Source organism: Spiroplasma phoeniceum P40 (assembly GCF_003339775.1).
Taxonomy (GTDB): Bacteria; Bacillota_I; Bacilli_A; order Mycoplasmatales; family Mycoplasmataceae; genus Spiroplasma; species Spiroplasma phoeniceum.
In genome coordinates, this window is the sequence record NZ_CP031088.1 from 221,611 (window position 1) to 245,093 (window position 23,483).

At 23.5% G+C, this 23,483-nt stretch carries 31 protein-coding genes and 7 pseudogenes; 15 read left to right on the plus strand and 23 right to left on the minus strand.

The features are described 5' to 3' along the window. Positions 1-54 precede the first annotated feature (54 nt). Positions 55-270 carry a pentapeptide repeat-containing protein gene (locus SDAV_RS01450; RefSeq protein WP_114564272.1) on the minus strand — a complete coding sequence of 72 codons (216 nt, stop codon included), beginning with the start codon at positions 268-270 and terminating at the stop codon, positions 55-57. Between the two features lie 685 nt (positions 271-955). On the opposite strand from SDAV_RS01450, the gene SDAV_RS01455 reads away from it, so the two are divergent. Further along, a complete protein-coding gene (locus SDAV_RS01455; protein ID WP_408641550.1) occupies positions 956-1,171 on the plus strand; it encodes a spiroplasma phage ORF1-like family protein in 216 nt (71 codons plus the stop codon). Positions 1,172-1,356: 185 nt separating this feature from the next. Next, on the plus strand, positions 1,357-1,830 hold the full coding sequence (locus SDAV_RS01465) for a hypothetical protein (RefSeq protein WP_114564273.1): 474 nt from the start codon (positions 1,357-1,359) through the stop codon (positions 1,828-1,830). 470 nt (positions 1,831-2,300) lie between these two features. On the opposite strand, the gene SDAV_RS01470 is transcribed toward SDAV_RS01465, so the two are convergent. After that, positions 2,301-3,395 (minus strand): DDE-type integrase/transposase/recombinase, encoded by a 1,095-nt coding sequence (locus tag SDAV_RS01470; protein WP_114564274.1) that lies wholly within the window; start codon positions 3,393-3,395, stop codon positions 2,301-2,303. 116 nt (positions 3,396-3,511) lie between these two features. On the opposite strand from SDAV_RS01470, the gene SDAV_RS01475 reads away from it, so the two are divergent. Continuing rightward, positions 3,512-3,988, plus strand: coding sequence for a lipoprotein (locus SDAV_RS01475; protein ID WP_114564275.1), 477 nt, complete (start codon positions 3,512-3,514; stop codon positions 3,986-3,988). Positions 3,989-3,998: 10 nt separating this feature from the next. Here the strand turns inward: SDAV_RS01475 and SDAV_RS01480 are convergent. From SDAV_RS01480 to SDAV_RS01530, 10 genes and pseudogenes are all read right to left on the minus strand, one after another. After that, positions 3,999-6,193: pseudogene (locus SDAV_RS01480) on the minus strand (spiroplasma phage ORF1-like family protein). 11 nt (positions 6,194-6,204) lie between these two features. Further along, positions 6,205-6,441: a hypothetical protein gene (locus SDAV_RS01485; protein WP_114564276.1), complete on the minus strand. Its 237-nt coding sequence runs from the start codon at positions 6,439-6,441 to the stop codon at positions 6,205-6,207. Continuing rightward, positions 6,441-6,818, minus strand: a complete 378-nt coding sequence (locus tag SDAV_RS01490; protein WP_071937327.1) for a hypothetical protein — start codon at positions 6,816-6,818, stop codon at positions 6,441-6,443. The genes SDAV_RS01485 and SDAV_RS01490 overlap by 1 nt, the downstream gene beginning before the upstream one ends. After that, positions 6,811-7,824 (minus strand): hypothetical protein, encoded by a 1,014-nt coding sequence (locus SDAV_RS01495; protein WP_114564277.1) that lies wholly within the window; start codon positions 7,822-7,824, stop codon positions 6,811-6,813. The genes SDAV_RS01490 and SDAV_RS01495 overlap by 8 nt, the downstream gene beginning before the upstream one ends. Then, positions 7,824-8,027, minus strand: a complete 204-nt coding sequence (locus SDAV_RS01500) for a DUF2649 domain-containing protein (RefSeq protein ID WP_105298526.1) — start codon at positions 8,025-8,027, stop codon at positions 7,824-7,826. Before SDAV_RS01500 ends, SDAV_RS01495 begins: the two co-directional genes overlap by 1 nt. A 152-nt stretch (positions 8,028-8,179) precedes the next feature. Then, positions 8,180-8,634, minus strand: a pseudogene (locus SDAV_RS01510) (DUF3627 domain-containing protein). Further along, entirely contained in the window at positions 8,618-8,968 is a 351-nt protein-coding gene (locus SDAV_RS01515) for a hypothetical protein (RefSeq protein ID WP_114564279.1), read from the minus strand. The pseudogene SDAV_RS01510 and the gene SDAV_RS01515 overlap by 17 nt, the downstream one beginning before the upstream one ends. 324 nt (positions 8,969-9,292) lie before the next feature. After that, complete coding sequence (locus tag SDAV_RS01520; RefSeq protein ID WP_105299281.1) at positions 9,293-9,550, minus strand: hypothetical protein; 258 nt, start codon at positions 9,548-9,550, stop codon at positions 9,293-9,295. Next, the gene (locus SDAV_RS01525) at positions 9,550-9,699 is read right to left on the minus strand and encodes a hypothetical protein (RefSeq protein WP_071890527.1); all 150 of its coding nucleotides are present in this window, start codon (positions 9,697-9,699) and stop codon (positions 9,550-9,552) included. The genes SDAV_RS01520 and SDAV_RS01525 overlap by 1 nt, the downstream gene beginning before the upstream one ends. A gap of 492 nt (positions 9,700-10,191) precedes the next feature. Then, positions 10,192-10,500, minus strand: a complete 309-nt coding sequence (locus tag SDAV_RS01530; RefSeq protein ID WP_053391014.1) for a hypothetical protein — start codon at positions 10,498-10,500, stop codon at positions 10,192-10,194. 330 nt (positions 10,501-10,830) lie between these two features. Here SDAV_RS01530 and SDAV_RS01535 point away from each other — a divergent pair, with 330 nt between their 5' ends. After that, on the plus strand, positions 10,831-11,148 hold the full coding sequence (locus SDAV_RS01535) for a lipoprotein (protein WP_114564280.1): 318 nt from the start codon (positions 10,831-10,833) through the stop codon (positions 11,146-11,148). A gap of 111 nt (positions 11,149-11,259) precedes the next feature. Here SDAV_RS01535 and SDAV_RS01540 read toward each other — a convergent pair whose 3' ends face one another. The 3 genes from SDAV_RS01540 to SDAV_RS01550 are packed head-to-tail and all read right to left on the minus strand — an operon-like array spanning position 11,260 to position 13,146. Continuing rightward, positions 11,260-11,766 carry a thiol peroxidase gene (locus SDAV_RS01540; protein WP_114564281.1) on the minus strand — a complete coding sequence of 169 codons (507 nt, stop codon included), beginning with the start codon at positions 11,764-11,766 and terminating at the stop codon, positions 11,260-11,262. A 51-nt stretch (positions 11,767-11,817) separates the two neighbouring features. Next, complete coding sequence (locus SDAV_RS01545) at positions 11,818-12,627, minus strand: TlyA family RNA methyltransferase (RefSeq protein WP_114564282.1); 810 nt, start codon at positions 12,625-12,627, stop codon at positions 11,818-11,820. Between the two features lie 6 nt (positions 12,628-12,633). Next, complete coding sequence (locus tag SDAV_RS01550) at positions 12,634-13,146, minus strand: hypothetical protein (protein WP_114564283.1); 513 nt, start codon at positions 13,144-13,146, stop codon at positions 12,634-12,636. Between the two features lie 433 nt (positions 13,147-13,579). Between SDAV_RS01550 and SDAV_RS01555 the strand changes: the two genes are divergently transcribed. From SDAV_RS01555 to SDAV_RS14245, 6 genes and pseudogenes are all read left to right on the plus strand, one after another. Next, a complete protein-coding gene (locus SDAV_RS01555; protein WP_114564284.1) occupies positions 13,580-13,759 on the plus strand; it encodes a hypothetical protein in 180 nt (59 codons plus the stop codon). Then, positions 13,728-13,985, plus strand: a complete 258-nt coding sequence (locus SDAV_RS01560; RefSeq protein ID WP_114564285.1) for a hypothetical protein — start codon at positions 13,728-13,730, stop codon at positions 13,983-13,985. The genes SDAV_RS01555 and SDAV_RS01560 overlap by 32 nt, the downstream gene beginning before the upstream one ends. A gap of 537 nt (positions 13,986-14,522) precedes the next feature. Then, complete coding sequence (locus tag SDAV_RS12805) at positions 14,523-14,672, plus strand: hypothetical protein (protein WP_245938446.1); 150 nt, start codon at positions 14,523-14,525, stop codon at positions 14,670-14,672. Then, a pseudogene (locus SDAV_RS01570) lies at positions 14,656-15,047 on the plus strand (DUF3627 domain-containing protein). Before SDAV_RS12805 ends, SDAV_RS01570 begins: the two are co-directional and overlap by 17 nt. A gap of 152 nt (positions 15,048-15,199) precedes the next feature. Further along, on the plus strand, positions 15,200-15,403 hold the full coding sequence (locus SDAV_RS01575; protein WP_071937469.1) for a DUF2649 domain-containing protein: 204 nt from the start codon (positions 15,200-15,202) through the stop codon (positions 15,401-15,403). Further along, a pseudogene (locus tag SDAV_RS14245) lies at positions 15,403-15,911 on the plus strand (hypothetical protein); the annotation flags it as partial. The gene SDAV_RS01575 and the pseudogene SDAV_RS14245, both read left to right, overlap by 1 nt. Here SDAV_RS14245 and SDAV_RS01585 read toward each other — a convergent pair. The 4 genes and pseudogenes from SDAV_RS01585 to SDAV_RS01605 form a co-directional block, all read right to left on the minus strand. Continuing rightward, a pseudogene (locus SDAV_RS01585) lies at positions 15,902-16,087 on the minus strand (hypothetical protein); the annotation flags it as partial. The pseudogenes SDAV_RS14245 and SDAV_RS01585 overlap by 10 nt on opposite strands. After that, positions 16,080-17,095: pseudogene (locus tag SDAV_RS14250) on the minus strand (hypothetical protein). The pseudogenes SDAV_RS01585 and SDAV_RS14250, both read right to left, overlap by 8 nt. Further along, entirely contained in the window at positions 17,095-17,298 is a 204-nt protein-coding gene (locus SDAV_RS01595; RefSeq protein WP_114564286.1) for a DUF2649 domain-containing protein, read from the minus strand. The pseudogene SDAV_RS14250 and the gene SDAV_RS01595 overlap by 1 nt, the downstream one beginning before the upstream one ends. A gap of 152 nt (positions 17,299-17,450) precedes the next feature. Continuing rightward, the gene (locus tag SDAV_RS01605) at positions 17,451-17,900 is read right to left on the minus strand and encodes a DUF3627 domain-containing protein (RefSeq protein ID WP_114564287.1); all 450 of its coding nucleotides are present in this window, start codon (positions 17,898-17,900) and stop codon (positions 17,451-17,453) included. Between the two features lie 549 nt (positions 17,901-18,449). On the opposite strand from SDAV_RS01605, the pseudogene SDAV_RS12510 reads away from it, so the two are divergent. The 4 genes and pseudogenes from SDAV_RS12510 to SDAV_RS14570 form a co-directional block, all read left to right on the plus strand. Next, a pseudogene (locus tag SDAV_RS12510) lies at positions 18,450-18,575 on the plus strand (spiroplasma phage ORF1-like family protein); the annotation flags it as partial. A 5-nt stretch (positions 18,576-18,580) separates the two neighbouring features. Beyond that, complete coding sequence (locus SDAV_RS12515) at positions 18,581-18,925, plus strand: hypothetical protein (protein WP_222611561.1); 345 nt, start codon at positions 18,581-18,583, stop codon at positions 18,923-18,925. 97 nt (positions 18,926-19,022) lie between these two features. Beyond that, positions 19,023-19,226: a hypothetical protein gene (locus SDAV_RS12520; RefSeq protein ID WP_222611562.1), complete on the plus strand. Its 204-nt coding sequence runs from the start codon at positions 19,023-19,025 to the stop codon at positions 19,224-19,226. A gap of 11 nt (positions 19,227-19,237) precedes the next feature. Further along, positions 19,238-19,462: an integrase core domain-containing protein gene (locus SDAV_RS14570; protein WP_408641551.1), complete on the plus strand. Its 225-nt coding sequence runs from the start codon at positions 19,238-19,240 to the stop codon at positions 19,460-19,462. Positions 19,463-20,800: 1,338 nt separating this feature from the next. On the opposite strand, the gene SDAV_RS12825 is transcribed toward SDAV_RS14570, so the two are convergent. Both SDAV_RS12825 and SDAV_RS01630 read right to left on the minus strand, forming a co-directional pair. Then, positions 20,801-20,998: a hypothetical protein gene (locus tag SDAV_RS12825; RefSeq protein WP_245938450.1), complete on the minus strand. Its 198-nt coding sequence runs from the start codon at positions 20,996-20,998 to the stop codon at positions 20,801-20,803. A 75-nt stretch (positions 20,999-21,073) separates the two neighbouring features. After that, the gene (locus SDAV_RS01630) at positions 21,074-21,676 is read right to left on the minus strand and encodes an FMN-dependent NADH-azoreductase (protein ID WP_114564289.1); all 603 of its coding nucleotides are present in this window, start codon (positions 21,674-21,676) and stop codon (positions 21,074-21,076) included. Between the two features lie 219 nt (positions 21,677-21,895). Between SDAV_RS01630 and SDAV_RS14255 the strand changes: the two genes are divergently transcribed. Continuing rightward, positions 21,896-22,000 carry a hypothetical protein gene (locus SDAV_RS14255; protein ID WP_334199345.1) on the plus strand — a complete coding sequence of 35 codons (105 nt, stop codon included), beginning with the start codon at positions 21,896-21,898 and terminating at the stop codon, positions 21,998-22,000. Positions 22,001-22,232: 232 nt separating this feature from the next. On the opposite strand, the gene SDAV_RS01640 is transcribed toward SDAV_RS14255, so the two are convergent. Both SDAV_RS01640 and SDAV_RS11715 read right to left on the minus strand, forming a co-directional pair. Next, entirely contained in the window at positions 22,233-23,168 is a 936-nt protein-coding gene (locus SDAV_RS01640) for a hypothetical protein (protein WP_114564290.1), read from the minus strand. Further along, entirely contained in the window at positions 23,156-23,305 is a 150-nt protein-coding gene (locus SDAV_RS11715) for a hypothetical protein (RefSeq protein WP_186823433.1), read from the minus strand. Before SDAV_RS11715 ends, SDAV_RS01640 begins: the two co-directional genes overlap by 13 nt. Positions 23,306-23,483 lie beyond the last annotated feature (178 nt).

Sequence of the window (23,483 nt, forward strand, 5' to 3'; positions counted from 1 at the left end):
TGCAAAAAATAATACTAATTAGCAATTTATTTGCTTAAATTATAAATTAAAAAGTTATTGTTGTTTTGTGATTTTAATATCTTTTAAATAAACACCTCGTAAATCAGCATCTATTAAATGAGCACCAGATAAATCAGTACCTATTAAAATAGCATTTTTTAAATCAGCACCTCGTAAATCTAAACATTCTCTGCTTAAATATTCATTTATTTTATTTTGTTCAACAGTAATATCTGTTAAATCTTTAATTAAATCTTGTAATGTTTTCATTTTATAATTCCTCCTTTCTAATTTTTAATATTAATAATTCATCATTTATTTTTCTTAAAAATTAATTTTTTAATAATTTGATGGTTATTTTTGCATTTTAAAGTCAAAAATCAAATACTATAACTTATTTTTTGTTTATTAATAAATTCTAATTTTGCTAAGCAATGCCGAGCATACTTTTTACAATATCATCCGCCTTTTCTGTTTTTAGTTAATTTTGTAAAGTACTCATTGATATAACACTGACATTTATTAATTAATACTTGTCTTATTTGCTAATTTAATTTTTAACTCTTTTCAACAGAGTTCTTTTAAAGACGCTTTCAAAACCTCCTTATAAATAGTAAGATTTCTAAATTTTTTTATTGTGGAACACTCACCCTTTAGCCATTGCAGGTTAAAGATTTATCCCCAAACCACGATAACTCTTTTATATTGCCTAAAAGAATTGCCTCCATTATGTCGTAGCGGTACGGCCACCCCTGTATTGTTTATCCTCGCTTGCTTGATTTAACGACATTCCAAGTAGGAGAGTTTTATTTAGTTGGTTTTGCTGTTATTTTCTTAAACTAAGCAAGGTTAACGACAATTTTAACCTAATTAAAAAATATAGAATTTTATATCTATCTTTTTCTTAGTTTTTGGTAAATTTATACCAACCGAATATTTTACGCGGTCTTTAGATATTCATATTGAAAATGCGGCAATTTGGATTGTAAATAATTTGCCTGGTATGAAAGAAATTTATAAATTTGTTAATGGGATAGTACATGTGTTTAGTAATGTTTCGGAATTGTTTAATAATATTGGTAATTTGTTTGCTTTTGATATTACATTTAAGATTATGTTAAGTTATATTTTAGTTTTAGCAATGGTTAACGGACTTTTACGTTATTTTTAGTAGTAAAAATAATGTTGTTGGTAAAAAAGTAAGGTGGTGCGTGGATAAACCACCACACCACCTTACTTAAAGGGGTAAAAGTCGCGGAGCGACTTAGGGGCAGAGCCCTTTTACTTGATTAAGTAACACAACTGGAGAAAACGAAATAAAAAAATTTTGATATAATTTATTAAGAGGTGTAAATAATGAATAACGATATAAATAAAAATAAAATTGCAATAGAACTTTCAAATGAATTAACTACTAATTTAAGTGATAATGCAAAACAAGTAAAGTTTTTAAAAGCAAAAGCGGAAAATGTTAGTCAGCAAGTAGGAGATAATTATTATGGAGAAACTTTAGAAGAAAAATATTATAATTTAAAAGAAAAGTATTTTGATGTACGTGAAGAAAATATAACTTTAAAAGAGAAAATTAGTGAATTACAAAATATTTATGATTTTGATGAATATGTTTTTTATAAAGGTCTTAATGAACATTGATTATTATTTTTAAAAAAAATTAATGAAAAGCAAATAAGGAATAGAAAATCATTAGGAGATATTAAATCAACACAACATATAAAAATTTTTGTTTTTAAAGATGATGTTAAATCTTTTCTTGAAATATATGAAACTCTTAGAAAACAAGTACAAAATTTCACAGTTGATATTATTTAAAAAAATTGATAATCTTAAAATTAAAAATATAATATAAATTAGAATAAAAAAACATTTTTCTAAATGTTTAATGTATTCAAACCAAAATAAATGGTTTCACGTCAGGAAACTTTAAATATAGGTAAGTGTTTTTTTATTTTTGTTTTAGAAAGGAAAAAGTAAATATGTATATAAATTCATAAAATTGTAGTATACCACACACATTTTAAAGATTACAAGAAAATAACAAAAATAATAAAAATATTTATTTATAATAAAAAAATATCATAAAATAAATAAATAAAAAATATAAAATTAAACACACTAAAAAATAATTTATTAAATTTTAATTAATAAATACATATTTTATTATTTTAATAACATATTTTATTATTTTAATAACATATTTTATGAGTTAATTTACATATTATTAATTAATTAAAATATAATAAACTTATTTAGTTTAAACACAAAAACTTAATAATTTAAAATTATTTAATTAAACTTAAACTATTCAAAAAATTAAATGGTGTCTGAAAATTTAAAGACTTATGTACTCTTTCAAAATTATAAAAATAATAATAATCATTTAATTTATTCTGTAAACTAACTGCATTTAATATTTTTTCTTCAAATACAAATAATTTAGTATAATTTTGATGAAATCTTTCAATCTTAACGTTTGACTGTGGAGAGCGAACTGGTGTTGTTTGATGCAAAATATTTTTATCTGTTAAAAATTGAGTAAAATTAGTCTTTTTAACACTAATTTTTTGATTATTACGATAATTATTAATAAATTCAGAACCGTTATCAGTTCTAATCCGTGTTATTATAATATCAAATATATTTTTAAAATCACTAATTGCTTTTTTAACAGCATCAATAGCATTATCAGTACTTAATTTATCATAAACATATCCTAATGCTAATCTTGTTTTTTCATCAATAAAATCATAAACATAATACTTTTTATCAACTGGAAATTTACTTGGTACAAAATATTTAGCGTCCATCTGTAACAAACCTATTTCTTTAACTTCATATCTTGGATGTTGTTTTTTAATTTCTTTAATTTTATTTTTTATTTTTAATCATCTTTCATCTTTTTTAAGTCAACGAAAAAATGTTTTTAAATTTTTTGGTGCTTTATTTTTTAATTCTTCTCCATGAATTCCTTTTTTTAAATTATAAAACAAAGATAAAACACCACCAGCATGTTTATTACAATATTCAAAATATAAATCACAAATAATTTTGCGAATATCATCACTATATTGATAATTAATATTATTAGGAATTGTTGACTTTAATAATAATTCAGCAAAATCATTATTTTTATATGCAATTAAAATTTTATTCGCTCAATAATAAAAAGTTGAAAATTTATTTTTAAAATATTTTTTAATTAAATCTTTCAATAAAAATTTACCACTATTAACATAATAATCATTACACAAATTAATATATGAAAATATTTTTTGTTTTATTCTTTTATAATATTTATTTTTATAATTTTTACTCAAAAAACTCTTTAATTTTGCTTGTAAATCAAACAAATTAAAATTATTAATAATATATTTCATTATTTTACACCTACCATCAAAAATATATAAAATTAATATTTAATACGAATAATTGATATATAATTGATATAAGATAAAATCAATTATATATAAAACAATAAAAAGGAGCAATCTATATGAAAAAATGACTTAGCATAATAGGAGCAATTGGATTAACCGCAACAAGCACAACAACATTAATCAGTTGTAAAAAAGAAAATAATAATAAAAACGAGGAAGATAATAAACCAAAACCATCATATAACGCACAACAACCACCAAAAGATAGTAATTGAAAATTAATTGATATTAATTGACAAAAAGATAAATATAAATTTGAAAATGAATTTAAAAAGTTAAATAATAAATGATACTTTTTTATTGAATCTGATACATATGGATTTAATAAATATTTAGCAAAAAATAATGGTAATAATATAAAACAAGTAAACGAATGAAATTTTCTTATTTTTAATGGAAATTATGCTTATTTTGATGCTTCAAAAATAAAATTAATTTATTGTTGAGATGGCATTAGTGAACCAGAAACACCAACTATTGACAAAAACACCGGTGAAATTATTGACTGAAAAGAACAAAAAGGAACTAAATAAAAGTTCCTTTTTATATTAATCGCACAAATTTCATAAAAATAATTAATAAAAAGATATTTGTTATTGTACTATACAATGCTGGATTAAATTTTCATACCTCAAATATTTGACTAAAAAAACTATATACTGTTTCAAAAACCTTACCAACACCACTCGCTAATTCATTAACTTGTTTAACACCGGGAATAGTATTGACAATTCAAATCACCGCATTTTTAATATGAGCACCAAAATCTCATCAACCCTCTGGCGTTACATATTGCACTTGTCATCATTGTTTATCGGGGAACAACCCACCATTATTAATCTCTTGTCAGTTATAAATTCCAAAATTAAAATCATAATATCGGTACATATCATTCTCTTTTTGTGCTTGCAATTCAAAAACATTATAACCGATTTTTTGTTCTTCAATTTTTTTATATTGCAAACCATATTTATTTTGTAAATCACCACCAAAAACATAACCCGAATTTAACTTAATATTATAATTATTAGCAACCGAAAAATCATAATTAAAAACACTACCATAATTATTAATCGTATAAAACCGATTTTTAAATGCTGAATATAATTTAATATCTAATTGCTTATATTTATCTGAAAAATAAAAATATCGTGGGTAAATTTTAAAACCATTATTTACTAATAAACCATATTTTTTATTATAACCTTGAACATAAGTATTATTCTCTAAATCAAAAATCGTACGTAAATAATTAGTATAAAATTTCTGTGAAATCTTAAACATACTATTTAATAATTTATCAAATTGCAATTTATCGTTAATATTCTCACTCAACAAAATATTATTAAAATTTTGTAATTTCAAGGCAAAAAAGTTAACTAAAACAGTATCATACTGTAAATTATCAATATATCCATTTTCAATAAACGAACTACGATTTTGAAACACTGGCACCAAAGCACTTGCAAAAAACGACTGTAAAAACTTAGATAAATCAAACTGACCGCTAAACTGTTGATAATACTTTAAATCTTTACTATTTAATGATGAATAAATTGAACCATTAAAATTAAAAACCTCACCCATTCCCATTCGCATAAAACTAAAATTAAAACTTAAATCATCATTATTAATATTATTTAACTCTAAACTACCAGAAATAATTAAATTTGCTTCATCAACAGTTAAAATCATCCGATAAATTGCTTTTTTAATATTTTTAACATCCAATTCATCAACCGTCTCAAAATCAAAAATTATCCGCCTTGTACCAACCTTATTCGGATTTTCATAATCCGCACTACCACCTTGCTGAACCCTAGTATTTTCTAGCAAAACAGAATATAAAGATAAACTAATAAATTCTTTTACGCGAGTTTGTTGATAACTATTTCAATCAGTAATTTGACCACCACTATTTATTTCTGGTGTTTTTGGTTCACCATCACCATCTCAACAATAAATTAATTTTATTTTTGAAGCATCAAAATAAGCATAATTTCCATTAAAAATAAGAAAATTTCATTCGTTTACTTGTTTTATATTATTACCATTATTTTTTGCTAAATATTTATTAAATCCATATGTATCAGATTCAATAAAAAAGTATCATTTATTATTTAACTTTTTAAATTCATTTTCAAATTTATATTTATCTTTTTGTCAATTAATATCAATTAATTTTCAATTATCTACTTTCAACTTAACTCTTGGATAATGATTTTCTTTATAACGACCAACATTTTCTACAATTTTTTTAGATACATCATACATCTTATATTTTACAGCAAAAGCATAAATAAAATCAATTAAATCATTCAAAAAATTCTCTCTTTTAACATCATAAAATTTTTCAACCATATACCTATTTTTTAAACTATGTCATTGTTGATAATAACCCAAAAATATTTCATCAGGTTTATCATAAACAACTCCCGTAGAATAACTATCTTGTAAAAAATCCAAATACCATTTATCATTAAACGATAATTTTTTTGATGTTTTTAAAGTTGGATTAATAAAATAATTTGTTTCCGACCAATTTTCAAAAAAACTACTGCGTAAAAACATTGTATTAATAAAATCAGTTTCATTAATACCTTTACCAGTAATATTTCTTGTTTAAGCGTATATTGCTCCTCATTTAAGGGTCTAAACGCCGTTAAAGTAATAAATGAAATAACCAAACCCAAAAAAGTTAAAATAAATATGGCAAATAAAGATAACGATTTTTTCATAAACTTAACTCCTAACTATACAATGTTTTTGAAACAATAAACCCAACAATATATAAACTCGATATTGTTAACATTAACGGATGACTAAACAAAACTGCCATTCTACCAAATAATCAAAACAACCAAGTATCAGAATTATATAAATCCATAATAATATTTTTTGCTGATGTAAATTGATTAATAATAACAGTAATAAAACCAGTTCCAAATATCGCAATTGCCGCCACCAATAAAACTAATTTAATCATTACTTAACACCTCTTTTAAATTTTGCTTGTTGTCTAACATTTTGACGCTTAATTTCTCGTTTAACTTGCTGCTTATTACTATTTTGATAAACATTTTTACCAACATTAATACCTTTTCGTACAGTTGACGAATATACTTGCGAAACACCATTATTAACTGTCGAACCTAAATTATTATATTGTGTTGATGTGCCGTGAATTGCATAAATCGATAACTTAATAACCATAAAAAAGATTAAAAAATAAGCAATCGATGTATTTGTCATCGGTAATTTTGTATTTCAAATTACATCAAAAATAAACAAAAATATATCAAAAACAAAACTAAAAATCTTGTCTCAATTACTATTATTATTTTCAACTAATAAATTAATCATCTTTACTATTTCCTTTCTCTTTTTTAGGTTTTAAATTCTTTTTCAAAATATCAATATCAAACAATTTTAATCGTTCTTTAACACTTAACTTTGTGATTTCCGACCAATAATATTCTTTTTTATTAACAATTTCGTCATTCTTTAAATCACGCACAAATTTTAATCATTGACTATCATATTTATTCGCAAATTCAAGGGGAATAATTATTTTAAAAAACCGAATTCCTAACCCAACATCCGACTTATGTTTTACTCTTTTACCTTCTGCTCTTCGTTCTACTGATTTTGTTTTTCAAATTTCATAATCCGTTATATCTTGAAAAATCCCAATTCGCATAATAAAGAAACGATTAAAAAAATTAAATCCTTTTTTAGCAACGGGTTTTTTAAATGAAATTGGAATAATAATTCCATTTGCTAACTGGCGAATATTATTTCAAATCATACCCTCACGCTGAACAGTAAACAACGCACGATTACCAAAATGTCTCGCTAAAACAATTCATGGTATTTTACCACTATGAACTTTTTTCTCATCGTGAGGACTAGTTCCATCAATATACAAATAACTTTCATCAAATAAAATAACACTATCATCGGGTGGGACTAGTTTTGTTCGATCGGTAAAATCTAAATTTTTAAATGTTAAAACTTTAACTTTATCATCTTCTAACGGATAATTACTATAAATTTCATCTGTCAATAATTTCATAGTTTGCGACAAATAAGTTAAAAGTAATGTTTTACCAGTTCCTAACTTACCAATAATTACCGATAACGGATTATCTCAAACAAAATTTACTAACCGAAAAGAATTTAACTGATAAAAAATATTTTTTCACAATCATCACACAAAATAAACACACTGCAAAGCAAATAATATTCAAAATACTAAACCAACACAATACAAAGAAATTAACCAAAGTAATAAATCAATTAAACTAAACAAAAGCATTGAACCACTAATATAACAATAGTTTTTAAAGAAAAATATAAACTTTTTCATTATTTAAAATACCCAACTATTTTAAAAACCATTCACAAGAAAAACCAAGTTAAAAACAAAATCACAATTCAAACACCAACCATCAAAGTTAAATATTCATTTTGCGTTAAATTCCACATTGTAATACTTTCAACATTCGTTTTATCTATAAACAAAAAAATATAAATAAAAAACTCTTTGAATTCTTGTCAATCATTTTGCATCTTTAAAAACTCCACATTTTTTGAATAAGTTTAAAAAACATTCCAAAAAACAAAACAATAAATAACACAAACGATATAACATATAAAAACTCAGGGGCATTTGAACCAATAATATAACTAACAAATTGAACTCAATAATCATATAAACTCATTTAATTTAAACTTTCTAAATCATTAATTAATTGTTCTTCTTTTTCAACACTTCAATTTGTTAAATTATTATTATTATTATTATTTGCTTTTACTTTTTTAGGTTCACTTAAAAATAACGCTTTTTTCATTTTAGTAAAATAATTTTGTTTATATTGATTATATAAATTGATTAATTCGGTTCCAGTTAAATATTTTCAAATATTTCCCTTTAAATTTTCATCATACTTTATATAATAGGATAAGAATTATCATAAATCAAACCGATTGCTACTTGCTCTGAATGTTTTTCACTAGGATAAATAAACTTATTACTCAATCAAAAACCAATATGACGATTATGATTAGGTAAATTAATAAAACTTGCTTTTTCTGTTGTAAAAGGGATAAATTCCTTACTAATAAAATAATTTTCTACATTCTGATTTTTCTTAACAAAATTACTCAATTTTATCATCTCCACTTCTTAGCATTTTACCTTCTCCTAATTTTCCAACTATATTTTCTAACGGTAATAATTGCTTCTTAAATACTGTAACTTTAAATTCCTTAACTTGTATTATATGACCTATAATCAATAATGATAAAAAGGAAACAGAAGCTATTAAACAGAAAAAGGAAATTAAAATATAAATAATATCTCCTACATTTAAAGACCAAATTATAACAACAATAGAAAAACCAGAACAAATGAAAATTAAAAAATAACAAAAACCAAAACACAAATTAAAAAAAATAAATTCTTTTTTTAATTTTTTATATTCCTTAGTTGTTTTAAATTTCATATCCATAATATAATCTCCTAACTAAATATTTGTTTAATAAACAATGTTATAAATAATGTTTATATAATGTTTTTTAATTGTAATAAACACTGATTATTAACAATGTTATATATAATGCTAATATATTGTTTATTTAATGTTTAATAAACACTGTTAATAAACATTGTTAAATATAAAAATAATAAAAATTGGCACACTGAAAATAACTATTAAGAACTTTAATAGTAAATATAATAATTTCATTTTTCTATTTAATAAATTCATTTTTTACAAATGTGATACCATCTATTTAGTGTGCCTTAACTAAGATATAATCGATTATAATAAATACTAAAATCCTTTAACCATAACACGGAAAAAGTTTAAGATTTTAATAATACAAAATATAGCAAATGGAATTAAAATAATTCACGCTTCACCTAAGAAAACCATTATCTCAGGTAAAATATTTGTTATACCTTCTTTAACTTTTCATAATGCACTAGTTAAACCCGTTCAAATACCAGTCATACCCTCAGACATAGTTTTAGGTGTAGGTGTAGTTACTGTTAAAAAATTAAACGCTGTTGTTAAATACATACCTAACATTATTTATTACTCTCCTTTCTTTCAATTTCTTTTTTATCTTTTTTCTTTCCTCGAATTTGTTTAATTTTTTGATAAATTAATAAACCAAAATAAAGAAAAATTGCTAATACAATAACAACACTAAATATTGTCGTTAATCAAGTTGGCATAATACATCTCCTTTCTAAAAACTAAAAAATTGAAATTTGCAAACTCGCTCCGCTCGTTGTCGCTTCGCTCCATTAAAAACACTACTGAATAAATTATCCGCTAATAAATTACGCGGAATAATTTATTCTTTTACTTTTTAATTTCAATATCTTTTGCAATCTTATTAACAGTATTAATAACATTATCTTTACCATACTTTTTCACTAGGGACCGCAAAATAAAATATTGCTTTGTTTACATAATTTCAACTCCTCAATTAAAAAAAATAAAAAAATTTACTTTCCAAAACTGTAAAAACCAAAAATACAAAATGTATGTGGTTTCTACATTTCAAAAACATTGTATAGTTAGGAGTTGAGTTTATGAAAATTAAAATTTTAAAGTTTTGAATTTTGTAATCGAAGTGCATTTCATAAAAAAAATTTTATACTAAATTTAAGAAATTAAAAACCTTCTTTCTCAAGAAGGTTTAATTATTAGTTTTCCCTAAATTATTTTTGTAATTGTTGATCATAATATTTTTTTGTTTTATTAATATTGTTTTTGCCAACAAAAACAAAGTTATGTTTTGATTTAATACAATCTGGATTGATACAATGCAATTTATACTCACAAGGTTTTGAGCGACAGAAAAACACCGGTTGTTCACACATTTGGCATGATAAAATTGATTTTTGTGATTCTTGCATTGCAGCACATTTTTTACATTCTTCAGCATGTTGTTCGCAGCCAATGAAGACACTATCTGGCATTGCTAATCTTTTTTTTGTTTCAGTTGAATTGTTATTTTCGAAAGCCATAGTTTTTGTGTTCTCCTTTCATAAAATACTTGTAATAAACACCTCTATTATCAAAAAATTATCGGCGCCAATAGTAAAAAAATTAATGCCTATGAATGATAAAACTTATCTTTAAGGGTTAATACAAATTTTAGTATATATTTTTTAGTAAAAATTAACAATGTTATTCCTTTCAAAAATGTTGATTATTAAGGGTTTGATGAAATAATTTGGTAATTTATGGTAAAAATTAAAAAAATAAATTATTTTAAATAAAATAAGTTATAATTATAAAAAAATACAATAAGATTATCTATAATATTAATCGAATAGAAAGGAAACATATAAAAAATGAAAAAAATTTTAGCAATTCTAGGAGCAATTAGTTTTTCGGCAATTGGAGCAAGTCATGCTATTGCTTGTAATGCAATGCATGAAAATGAAATTAAAAGTCTTCAAAATCAATTATCAACATTAAAAGGGAAAATTAATAACTTAAAAAATATTAGTGAAAAAGAAAAAGAACAATTAAAATTTGCTTTAATAGAACTTGAAAATCAGTTACAAACATTAACTTCCCATGGAATTAAATCAATGTCAAAAACAGAACTTGATTTATTAAAAACAGCAATATCTTTTTTAGAAGAACAATTTAACAAATTAAGTTAAATAAATATTATTTTTCAAACATTGAATGTTCTCAATATTTAAATTAAAAATATTTCTTTTAACTAAGTATTTCTAGTTAAAAGAAACATTTTTTTATTTCATTACAAGTTTTTATTTTTTAATAGTATCTAAAAATTGATAAACTTCGTCATAATTTGGTTCAGAAGAAGTTGGTGAAACAATTTGTAAATAAATAATTTTATTGTCTTGATCTAAAACCATTACACTTCGTGCTAATAAGTTATTAAATGGAAAGTATAATTTTGTTTGTGTTCCAAATTCACGATAATTAGTATCAGATAATAGAATATGGTTTGAATTAATAAAAGCTTCACATGCTCGTTTCAAAGCAAATGGCAAATCACGTGAAATTGTTATTAATTGAAAATTAGGATATTTACTAATAATTGTTTGATTAAATTGTTTTGTTTGTGTTAAACAAACACTAGTATCTATACTAGGTACTGCGGAAATAACTTTATATTCTTTTATTATGGTTGCTAATTCAAAATCTTGTCAATCAACCATATCAGCTTTAAATGATACTTTGTCACCAACTTGAAGATGATCTTTTGCAAGCAAATTTTTAACATCGCCGCTCATTGTTCCTACTGCCATAAAAGTTGTTTCCTCCCTTCTTTTATAAGAATATTATATCCTAAAATATTATTATGATAATAAAGTATTTCAAGTATTTTCAATTATTGTTGCTATAACTTCGTCGGCAATATAATTAATCGGATTTATTGTTCGTTGTAATAAACAAATAAATTCAATGTTTTTCTTTTTATTTCCTAAAATTGGAGAATAGTCACAATTGATAACACTGAAACCATTATTAAGACCTAAAGTAAAGATTTTTTTAATAACATCATAGTGAGTTGCTTTATGATTAATTTTTCCTTTCTTAACAGCTTCTTTTGTACTCTCAAACTGTGGTTTAATTAAGAAAAAAGCATAATGATTTAATAATAAAATATCTTTTAAAGATGGAATAATTTTATCTAATGAAATAAAAGAAACATCACAGCAAGCAAATTCAATTTCATCGGGGGCAAATAATGCTTTAGTAACATATCGAAAATTAGTTTTTTCTAATGAAACAACCTGCGGATTATTGCGTAACTTTCAAGCTAATTGGTTTGTCCCAACATCGACAGCATAAACTTTTTTAGCATGATTTTGTAATAAACAATCGGTAAAACCACCAGTTGAAGCACCAATGTCAAGGCAAACTAGGTTCTTAACGGTTAAATTAAAAGCAGTTAAACCTTTGGCTAACTTTTTCCCTGCTCGGGAAACATATTTTAATGGTTCACCACGTAATTTAATAATACTATTTTCTTTTACTAGTTCACCTGGTTTTAAAGCTGGAACATTATCAACTAAAACATTGTTTGCTAAAATCATTGATTTAGCTTTTTCACGTGAAGGAGCTAAATTATTATTAACCATTAACTGGTCTAACCGAATTTTCATTAAAATTTATTCTCCCTTTCATTTACTTTTCTTAAATGCACGTTTGTTTTGATAACGAAATAATAAGCGTTGCTTTCGATTTTTTGTTTCCCGATAAGTTTCTAAGATTGTATCTTGTGCCAGGATATAATTAGTAATTTCTTTAAAAAAGTAAGCACCATATGATAATGTTCATTTTAAAGAAACAAAATTTTGATCAATTTTAGCTTCAATAATTTTTGAATAATTACTAATAATGTAATTACATTCTAGCATAATGTTATTAATATTATTATATTTAAAAAGATAATATGTTGTTTGTGGTAATTGATATTTTTGTGCTAAAAAAGCAAGATTTTTTGGAATAATTAATTGTTGAGTATCTAAGTCAATTGTAATATCAACTGGTTTTCATAATGGCACATAGTGGATTTTTCCCGATAAAGTTAATAACCGTTGCTTAGTATCTTGTGACATTTGTCACTTTTTCCCTCATTTGTTATTTGCTCAATTATAATAATTAAACTTGTTTTTTTCCATCTAATCACCTATTTGACTAAAGTAATTATACCAAATTTAGGATGAACAAAAAAAGATTTAGATAATAATTTTATTTGCATTATTTATCCTAATATTTCAAATTTGTATAAAGCACACACATTTTGTATTTTTGGTTTTTACAGTTTTGGAAAGTAAATTTTTTTTAATATTTTTAATTAAGGAGTTGAAATTATGTAAACAAAGCAATATATTATTTTGAGGTCGCTAGTGAAAAAGTATGGTAAAGATAATGTTATTAATACTGTTAATAAGATTGCAAAAGATATTGAAATTAAAAAGTAAAAGAATAAATTATTCCGCGTAATTTATTAGCGGATAATTTATTCAATAGTGTTTTTAAAGGAGCAAAGCGACAATGAGCGGAGCGAGTTTATAAATTTCAATTTTTTAGTTTTTAGAGAGGAGATGTAATATGCCAACTTGATTAACGACAATATTTATTGTTGTTATTATATTAGGGATTTTTGTTTGAATTGGTTTATCAATTTATCAAAAAATTAAACAAATTCGAGGAAAGAAAAAAGAAAAAAAGAAATTGAAAGAAAGGAGAGTAATAAATAATATTAGGTATGTATTTAACAACAGCGTTTAATTTTTTAACAGCAACTACACCTACACCTAAAACTATGACTGAGGGTATGACTGGGATTTGAACTGGTTTATCTAGTGCATTATGAAAAGTTAAAGAAGATATAACAAATATTTTACCTGAAATAATGGTTTTCTTAGGTGAAGCGTGAATTATATTAATTCCATTTGCTATATTTTGTATTATTAAAGTATTAAACTTTTTCCGTGTCATGGTTAAAGGATTTTAATATTTATTATTTATCATGTATTTTGACTGTGGCACACTAGTTTTTATATGTGATTTGATGTAAAAAATGAATTTATTAAATAGAAAAATGAACTTATTATATTTACTATTAAAGTTCTTAATAGTTATTTTCAGTGTGCCAATTTTTATTATTTTTATATTTAACAATGTTTATTAACAATGTTTATTAAACATTAAATAAACAATATATTAGCATTATATATAACATTGTTAATAATCAGTGTTTATTGCAATAAATAAACATTATATAAACATTATTTATAACATTGTTTATTAAACAAATATTTAGTTAGGAGACTATATTATGGATATGAAATTTAAAACAACTAAGTAATATAAAAAAATAAAGAGAGATTTTATTTTTTTCAATTTGTGTTTTGGTTTTTGTTATTTTTTAATTTTCATTTGTTCTGGTTTTTCTATTGTTGTTATAATTTGGTCTTTAAATGTAGGAGATATTATTTATATTTTAATTTCCTTTTTCTGTTTAATAGCTTCTGTTTCCTTTTTATCATTATTGATTATAGGTCATATAATACAAGTTAAGGAATTTAGAGTTACAGTATTTAAGAAGCAATTATTACCGTTAGAAATTATTAATAATGGAGTATTAGGAAAAGGCACAATTTTAAGACCAGTAAGACGAGGAGATGATAAAATTGAGTAATTTTGTTAAGAAAAATCAGAATATAGAAAATTATTTTATTAGTAAGGAATTTATCCCTTTTACAACAGAAAAAGCAAGTTTTATAAATTTGCCTAATCATAATCGCCATTAGCAATCGGTTTGATTTATGATAATTCTTACCCTATTGTAAAATATGATGAAAATTTAAAGCGAAATATTTGAAAATATTTAACTGGAACAGAATTAATCAATTTATATAATCAATATAAACAAAATTATTTTACTAAAATGAAAAAAGCTTTATTTTTAAGTGAACCTAAAAAAGTAAAAGCAAATAATAACAATAATAATTTAACAAATTGAAGTGTTGAAAAAGAACAAGAATTAATTAATGATTTAGAAAGTTTAAATTAAATGAGTTTATATGATTATTGAGTTCAATTTGTTAGTTATATTATTGGTGCAAATGCCCCTGAGTTTTTATATGTTATATCGTTTGTGTTATTTATTGTTTTGTTTTTTGGAATGTTTTTTAAACTTATTCAAAAAATGTGGAGTTTTTAAAAATGCAAAATGATTGAATTAAATTAAAAGAGTTTTTCATTCATGTCTTTTTGTTTATAGATAAAACGAATGTTGAAAGTATTACAATGTGGAATTTAACGCAAAATGAATATTTAACTTTAATGGTTGGTGTTTGAATTGTGATTTTGTTTTTAACTTGGTTTTTCTTGTGAATGGTTTTTAAAATAGTTGGGTATTTTAAATAATGAAAAAATTTATATTTTTCTTTAAAAATTGTTGTTATATTAGTGGTTCAATGCTTTTGTTTAGTTTAATTGATTTATTACTTTGGATAATTTCTTTGTATTGTGTTGGTTTAGTATTTTGAATATTATTTGCTTTGCAATGTGTATATTTTGTGTGATGATTGTGAAAAAATATTTTTTATCAGGTTAAATGCTTTTCGGTTAGTGAATTTTGTTTGAGATAATCCGTTATCGGTAATTATTGGTAAGTTAGGAACTGGTAAAACATTACTTTTAACTTATTTGTCGCAAACTATGAAATTATTGACAGATGAAATTTATAGTAATTATCCGTTAGAAGATGATAAAGTTAAAGTTTTAACATTTAAAAATTTAGATTTTACCGATAGAACAAAAACCGGTTCCCCCAGATGATAGTGTTATTTTATTTGATGAAAGTTATTTGTATATTGATGGAACTAGTCCTCACGATGAGAAAAAAGTTCATAGTGGTAAAATACCGTGAATTGCATAAATCGATAACTTAATAACCATAAAAAAGATTAAAAAATAAGCAATTGACGTATTTGTCATCGGTAATTTTGTATTTCAAATTACATCAAAAATAAACAAAAATATATCAAAAAAAAAACTAAAAATCTTGTCTCAATTACTATTATTATTTTCAACTAATAAATTAATCATCTTTACTATTTCCTTTCTCTTTTTTAGGTTTTAAATTCTTTTTCAAAATATCAATATCAAATAACTCCAATCGTTCTTTAACACTTAATTTTGTGATTTCTGACCAATAATATTCTTTTTTATTAACAATTTCATCATTCTTTAAATCACGCACAAACTTTAACCATTGACTATCATACTTATTAGCGAATTCAAGGGGAATAATTATTTTAAAAAACTGAATTCCTAACCCAACATCCGACTTATGTTTTACTCTTTTACCTTCTGCTGTTCGTTCTACTGATTTTGTTTTTCAAATTTCATAATCCGTTATATCTTGAAAAATTCCCATTCGCATAATAAAGAAACGATTAAAAAAATTAAATCCTTTTTTAGCAACGGGTTTTTTCAATGAAATTGGAATAATAATTCCACTTGCTAACTGGCGAATATTATTTCAAATCATACCCTCACGCTGAGCAGTAAACAACGCACGATTACCAAAATGTCTCGCTAAAACAATTCACGGTATTTTACCACTATGAACTTTTTTTCTCATCGTGAGGACTAGTTCCATCAATATACAAATAACTTTCATCAAATAAAATAACACTATCATCTGGGGGAACCGGTTTTGTTCTATCGGTAAAATCTAAATTTTTAAATGTTAAAACTTTAACTTTATCATCTTCTAACGGATAATTACTATAAATTTCATCTGTCAATAATTTCATAGTTTGCGACAAATAAGTTAAAAGTAATGTTTTACCAGTTCCTAACTTACCAATAATTACCGATAACGGATTATCTCAAACAAAATTCACTAACCGAAAAGCATTTAACCTGATAAAAAATATTTTTTCACAATCATCACACAAAATATACACATTGCAAAGCAAATAATATTCAAAATACTAAACCAACACAATACAAAGAAATTATCCAAAGTAATAAATCAATTAAACTAAACAAAAGCATTGAACCACTAATATAACAACAATTTTTAAAGAAAAATATAAATTTTTTCATTATTTAAAATACCCAACTATTTTAAAAACCATTCACAAGAAAAACCAAGTTAAAAACAAAATCACAATTCAAACACCAACCATCAAAGTTAAATATTCATTTTGCGTTAAATTCCACATTGTAATACTTTCAACATTCGCCTTATCTATAAACAAAAAGATATAAATAAAAAACTCTTTGAATTCTTGTCAATCATTTTGCATTTTTAAAAACTCCACATTTTTTGAATAAGTTTAAAAAACATTCCAAAAAACAAAACAATAAATAACACAAACGATATAACATATAAAAACTCAGGGGCATTTGCACCAATAATATAACTAACAAATTGAACTCAATAATCATATAAACTCATTTAATTTAAACTTTCTAAATCATTAATTAATTCTTGTTCTTTTTCAACACTTCAATTTGTTAAATTATTATTGTTATTATTTGCTTTTACTTTTTTAGGTTCACTTAAAAATAAAGCTTTTTTCATTTTAGTAAAATAATTTTGTTTATATTGATTATATAAATTGATTAATTCTGTTCCAGTTAAATATTTTCAAATATTTCGCTTTAAATTTTCATCATATTTTACAATAGGGTAAGAATTATCATAAATCAAACCGATTGCTACTTGTTCCGAATGTTTTTTACTCGAATAAATAAACTTATTACTCAACCAAAAACCAATATGGCGATTATGATTAGGCAAATTTATAAAACTTGCTTTTTCTGTTGTAAAAGGGATAAATTCCTTACTAATAAAATAATTTTCTATATTCTGATTTTTCTTAACAAAATTACTCAATTTTATCATCTCCTCGTCTTACTGGTCTTAAAATTGTGCCTTTTCCTAATACTCCATTATTAATAATTTCTAACGGTAATAATTACTTCTTAAATACTGTAACTCTAAATTCCTTAACTTGTATTATATGACCTATAATCAATAATGATAAAAAGGAAACAGAAGCTATTAAACAGAAAAAGGAAATTAAAATATAAATAATATCTCCTACATTTAAAGACCAAATTATAACAACAATAGAAAAACCAGAACAAATGAAAATTAAAAAATAACAAAAACCAAAACACAAATTGAAAAAAATAAAATCTCTCTTTATTTTTTTATATTACTTAGTTGTTTTAAATTTCATATCCATAATATAGTCTCCTAACTAAATATTTATTTAATAAACAATGTTATAAATAATGTTTATATAATTTTTTTTAATTTTAATAAACACTGATTATTAACAATGTTATAACTAGGGACCGCAAAATAAAATATTGCTTTGTTTGCATAATTTCAACTCCTCAATTAAAAATATTATAAAAATTTTTGGTTCAAAACTGTAAAAACCAAAAATACAAAATGTATGTGGTTTCTACACAAAAAATCGGTTATAATGTTTTTAAATTGCAAGCACAAAAAGAGAATGATATGTACCGATATTATGATTTTAATTTTTTTGATTTACAAGTGGTAAATTTTTATTGAAAGATTTAATTAAAAAATATTTTAAAAATAAATTTTCAACTTTTTATTATTGAGCGAATAAAATTTTAATTGCATATAAAAATAATGATTTTGATGAATTATTATTAAAATCAACGTTACCACATAATATTAATTATCAATATAGTAATCATATTCGCAAAAATATTTGTGATTTATATTTTGAATATTGTAATAAGTGTACTGGTGGTGTTTTATCTTTGTTTTATAATTTAAAAAAAGGAATTCATGGAGAAGAATTAAAAAATAAAGCACCAAAAAATTTAAAAACATTTTTTCGTTGACTTAAAAAAGATGAAAGATGATTAAAAATAAAAAAATAAAATTAAAGAAATTAAAAAAAACATCCAAGATATGAAGTTAAAGAAATAGGTTTATTAAAGATGGACGCTAAATATTTTGCACCAAGTGAATTTTCAGTTGATAAAAGTATTATGTTTATGATTTTATTGATGAAAAAAAGATAATGCTATTGCTGCTGTTAAAAAAGCAATTAGTGATTTTAAAAATATATTTGGTATTAGAATAATACGGAATAGAACTGATAACGGTTCTGAATTTATTAATAATTATCGGAATAATCAAAAAATACTGTTAAAGAAACTAATTTTACTCAATTTTTAACAGATAAAAATATTTTTCATCAGACAACACCGGTTCGTTCTCCACAGTCAAGCGGTAAGATTGAAAGATTTCATCAAAATTATACTAAATTATTTGTATTTGAAGAAAAAATATTAAATGTTGTTAGTTTACAGAATAAATTAAATGATTATTATTATTTTTATAATTTTGAAAGAGTTCATAAGTCTTTAAATTTTCAGACACCATTTAACTTTTTGAATAGTTTAATTAAATAATTTTAAATTATTAAGTTTTTGTATTTAAACTAATTTTTAGTTTGTTTAATTTTATATTTTTTATTTATTTATTTTATGATATTTTTATAATTATAAATAAATATTTTTAATCTTTAAAATGTCTGTGGTATACTACACTAATATTTCAAATTTAATATTTATACTTTCACTTATAATTTAGCAATTAATTATAACTTATTTTTTAAAAAAATATATTACTTTTTTTAAAAAAATAAATATTTTTAAAAAGCAAATTATTTACAATTTTAAGCTTAAAAATGGGAAAAAAATTGATATTTTAATAATTATCACTAAATTAATTGTGCCATAAAATGAGAAGAATATAATGAAAGTGTAAATAATATTTACGGCGTCAATATAGATATTTTTGCAGGAGATGATTAATAATGTTTGGTTATAAGAATATCTTAGTTGGTGTTGGAACAATTGCGTTGGCAACTACCCCGGCATTATTATTATCGAATACAACATTTATCAATAATACATACAATAAAACTGCACATAATATAAAACCGAGGAAAAACTATGAATAACATATCAACAATTTTATCAAAATAATAAATCAAATATTAATCTAACAAATATTAAAAATTTAAAAGATTGGATTAATGAATGTGATTATTATTTTGTTTACTAACACTTATACTTAAATCATGCTTTATTAACCAAAGTTCAAAATGATTTAGTATCAGTTGGCGGAGTTATTGCAGCCTTATTAAGCACAATCCCAGAAATTGCAACTGTCGCTGGAATTGTTACTGCATTATTAATTGCACAATGATATGTCTGAAATATTCCATCATATGATCAGGGTAATGGTGTTGGTATTAACTTAATTGGAGTAGTTCCTCAAATTATAACTTCTGTTTGAACACAATAAGTTATTAGTTTATTATCACAGACAAGGCCCAGATTTATTATTTACACTACTGCTAGTATAAACTAGCAGTTTTTAAATTTAGTTTTTAATTAAATTTAAACAAATAAAAAGAGCACTTTGCTCTTTTTATCTTTCATTTTCAATTTCTTGGTTTTGTTCTTGCTGTGTTGCAATATGTTCTTTATAAATTTTTATCGTTTGTTCTTTAGTTAATTTTTCTAATCTTGCTGGTTTAGGTACTACATTTGGGACGTGTTTTATTACCCCTGTATAAAAGATTGAATTACCTGTTTGTAATATGTTTTCATTTTTGCTATCAGTTTCAGATTAAGGGTTACCAACTTCTAGTCCTGCATTTGCTTTTAATTCAAAAGTATTTAGTTTACTTTTTAAATTACTTAAAGTTTTCTGTGCGACATCAATAATTTCTGGTCCATTTACAATATTTTCTTTTTATCATTGTGAAAATATTGTAAAACTACCTCATTAAATAATTCATTATAAAAATTTTTAATGTCTGATAGTTCTTCTAAGTTTATTATTTCTTTTAGATTATTATCATTTGAGATAACCTCTTGGTATATTTTATATTTTTCATCTAATTCTGCTTTAAAATCTGCATATTCATTTAGCAATAACTTTTAAATTATTAATAAATTCGATTCTTTTCATTGCAATTTTCTTTCAATATTATTTTTAATTATTATTTCTTAAAATGTTTTAACAACTTTTTGAATTTCTTCATCATATTGGTCAATTAACTCATCTGGACTTAGGGCATTGGTTGGAGCAACTTTCGTTCCTGCAACAAGAATTGGTTTATTAACAGTAGCACCAACAAATTCTCATGTTCCTTTTAAATATTCGGTGTGATTTCCCCATGGATATCAACCAAAAGGAGCTCCTTGAGTTGTTAAAATTTGTACTTTTAAATGTGGTAATAACCCTATTGCATCACCTTTTTTTGCATATTTATATGAAAATGTTTTTTCTGCAACTAACACATGATCTAAGTAATTTTTCATTAAGCCAGAAACATTAAAGTTGTTCATTGGACATACAACAATAACTTTTTGCACTTCTTTTAATTGATTAATATAAACATCAGCATCCTCTGAATTAAAATAAGTGCCAAAATTATCACGCGTAAGTGTTTTAAGAGCCATTTGGGTTTCGTTTAAATCTAAAAGAATAATTTCATCGTTTGCATTTGCTGCTTGATAATATTTAAGAAAACGAGCTGCTAAAGCTTTTGAATATGATTTTTCATTAGTACTAACCGTTCCATAAATTACTAATACTTTATTTGCCATGATTATCGTTCCTTTCTCGTTTTATTTTATCATATTTTATTCTCTAAACTAATTAATAATATTGTTAGGAACTGTTTAAAATGATAATTTTTGATAATTTAAAAAATTTAACAAAATTTTTAAAATAGCAAATAATTTTTAGCATTTTAATAATATAATAATGTTATGAAAAAGAGAAAAAAATATTATGTATTATAAAAAAGCAAGGTTATTGTTAAAATAACAAATATCACGCCGTTCGGTGCTTTTTGTGATTTAAAAGACTCAGCTGGTTTAATTCATATTAGTAAATTTTCTGATTTCTTTGTTCGAGATATTCGATAATTTGTTAATGTTGGTGACAATGTTGAAGTAGAAGTTCTTGATTTTGACCCCGTTAAAAAACATGTCAAATTAAGTTACAAAAATTGCCGTCCAGAATTATTGAAAAAAGACAATAATCCAACAGAAAAAACACTGACAAATTCAGAATCATTACCTAATAAGCATGATTTATTATCAAAATAAATAAACTAGTAAAAAGTATAAAAAGGTAAAAGTAGTTTCAAACTACTTTTTATTTTGCTAAATTTAATTGTTTTTGTAACTGGTTTGTTTGTTTACTACTAATTTTATTTTGTGCAAAATAGAATCCAAAGTAACAGCCACTAATAATTAGGGCAAAGGTTGTGTAAACAACAATTGTTTGGACAGCCATCGGAACTTTACCATTTGTATAACTAGCTTTTGGATTTGTAAATTCCATAAAATCATATGGGAAATAACCCGATAATGACATATCTGGTCATGGTTTTCAACTATGAGTTACTTTTAAAATATAACCAAAAATAGTAAACACCAAGAAATAACCTAAAATTGTTGCTAAACTATAACCTCATCAACGTAACATAGTTATTTTGTTATAACTTAAATCATGATGTTGATAAAAAACAAAATAATAAATCACACCTAATAGAGGAATTAAAGAATGTTGCAAAAACATACTCATTCATTGAATTGGTAATCAACTTTTAAAATCACCAGTAATTGGTAAAGAAAGATTATAAAAGAATAACGTAAAGCAAATAACTACCATTGTTAATAATCCTACTTTACTATTATCATATCGCCCTTTTCCTTCTTTTAACGTATTAAACGCAGAATTAAGGAAGAAAGCAGAAAAAAGCAATGTTGAATATGAGGTATATAAGGTTAGGTTTCGAAAAATAACCATAAAACTAATACTAATATCTGATCAACTTTGTAACTCTGCTAATTTTGTTTCATACTTTGGTACTCAACTTTTGGGAAATATTCCATGATGTTTAGACCATAATGTCAATGATAAACTAACACTAGTAAAAACAATAATTGAAATAATTGGTAAAAAACCAATTATTATTTTAAATCAAAACCGTCCACTTTTAGTTAAAGTTTTAATATTATTTTTTAATATTCAAATTTTATTATTATTTAGTTTTAATATTGTTTCGTTGTTTGTTATATTTTCCATTTTTGGGCCTCTTTTAATTCTTCATAAACCATTTTTAATGTCTCATGTGCCATTTTGTTAGGTCATTTTTTGAAATCATCACCACAGATTTGTTTTACTTGTTCTATTTGTTTAACAATATTATTAATTTTTTCCATATATTAAATACTCCTTTGCTTAAAATACCTTTTTAACGATAAAAACCACCTTAGTGATCTTAAATATATATGGTACCTTACATCAACGAGAAAAGCAAGATTTTAATTGGCAATATTTGTGAATTCCAATAACATTTTGGACTAATTTATTAAAATTAAAGGAAAAGTTCTGAACTTA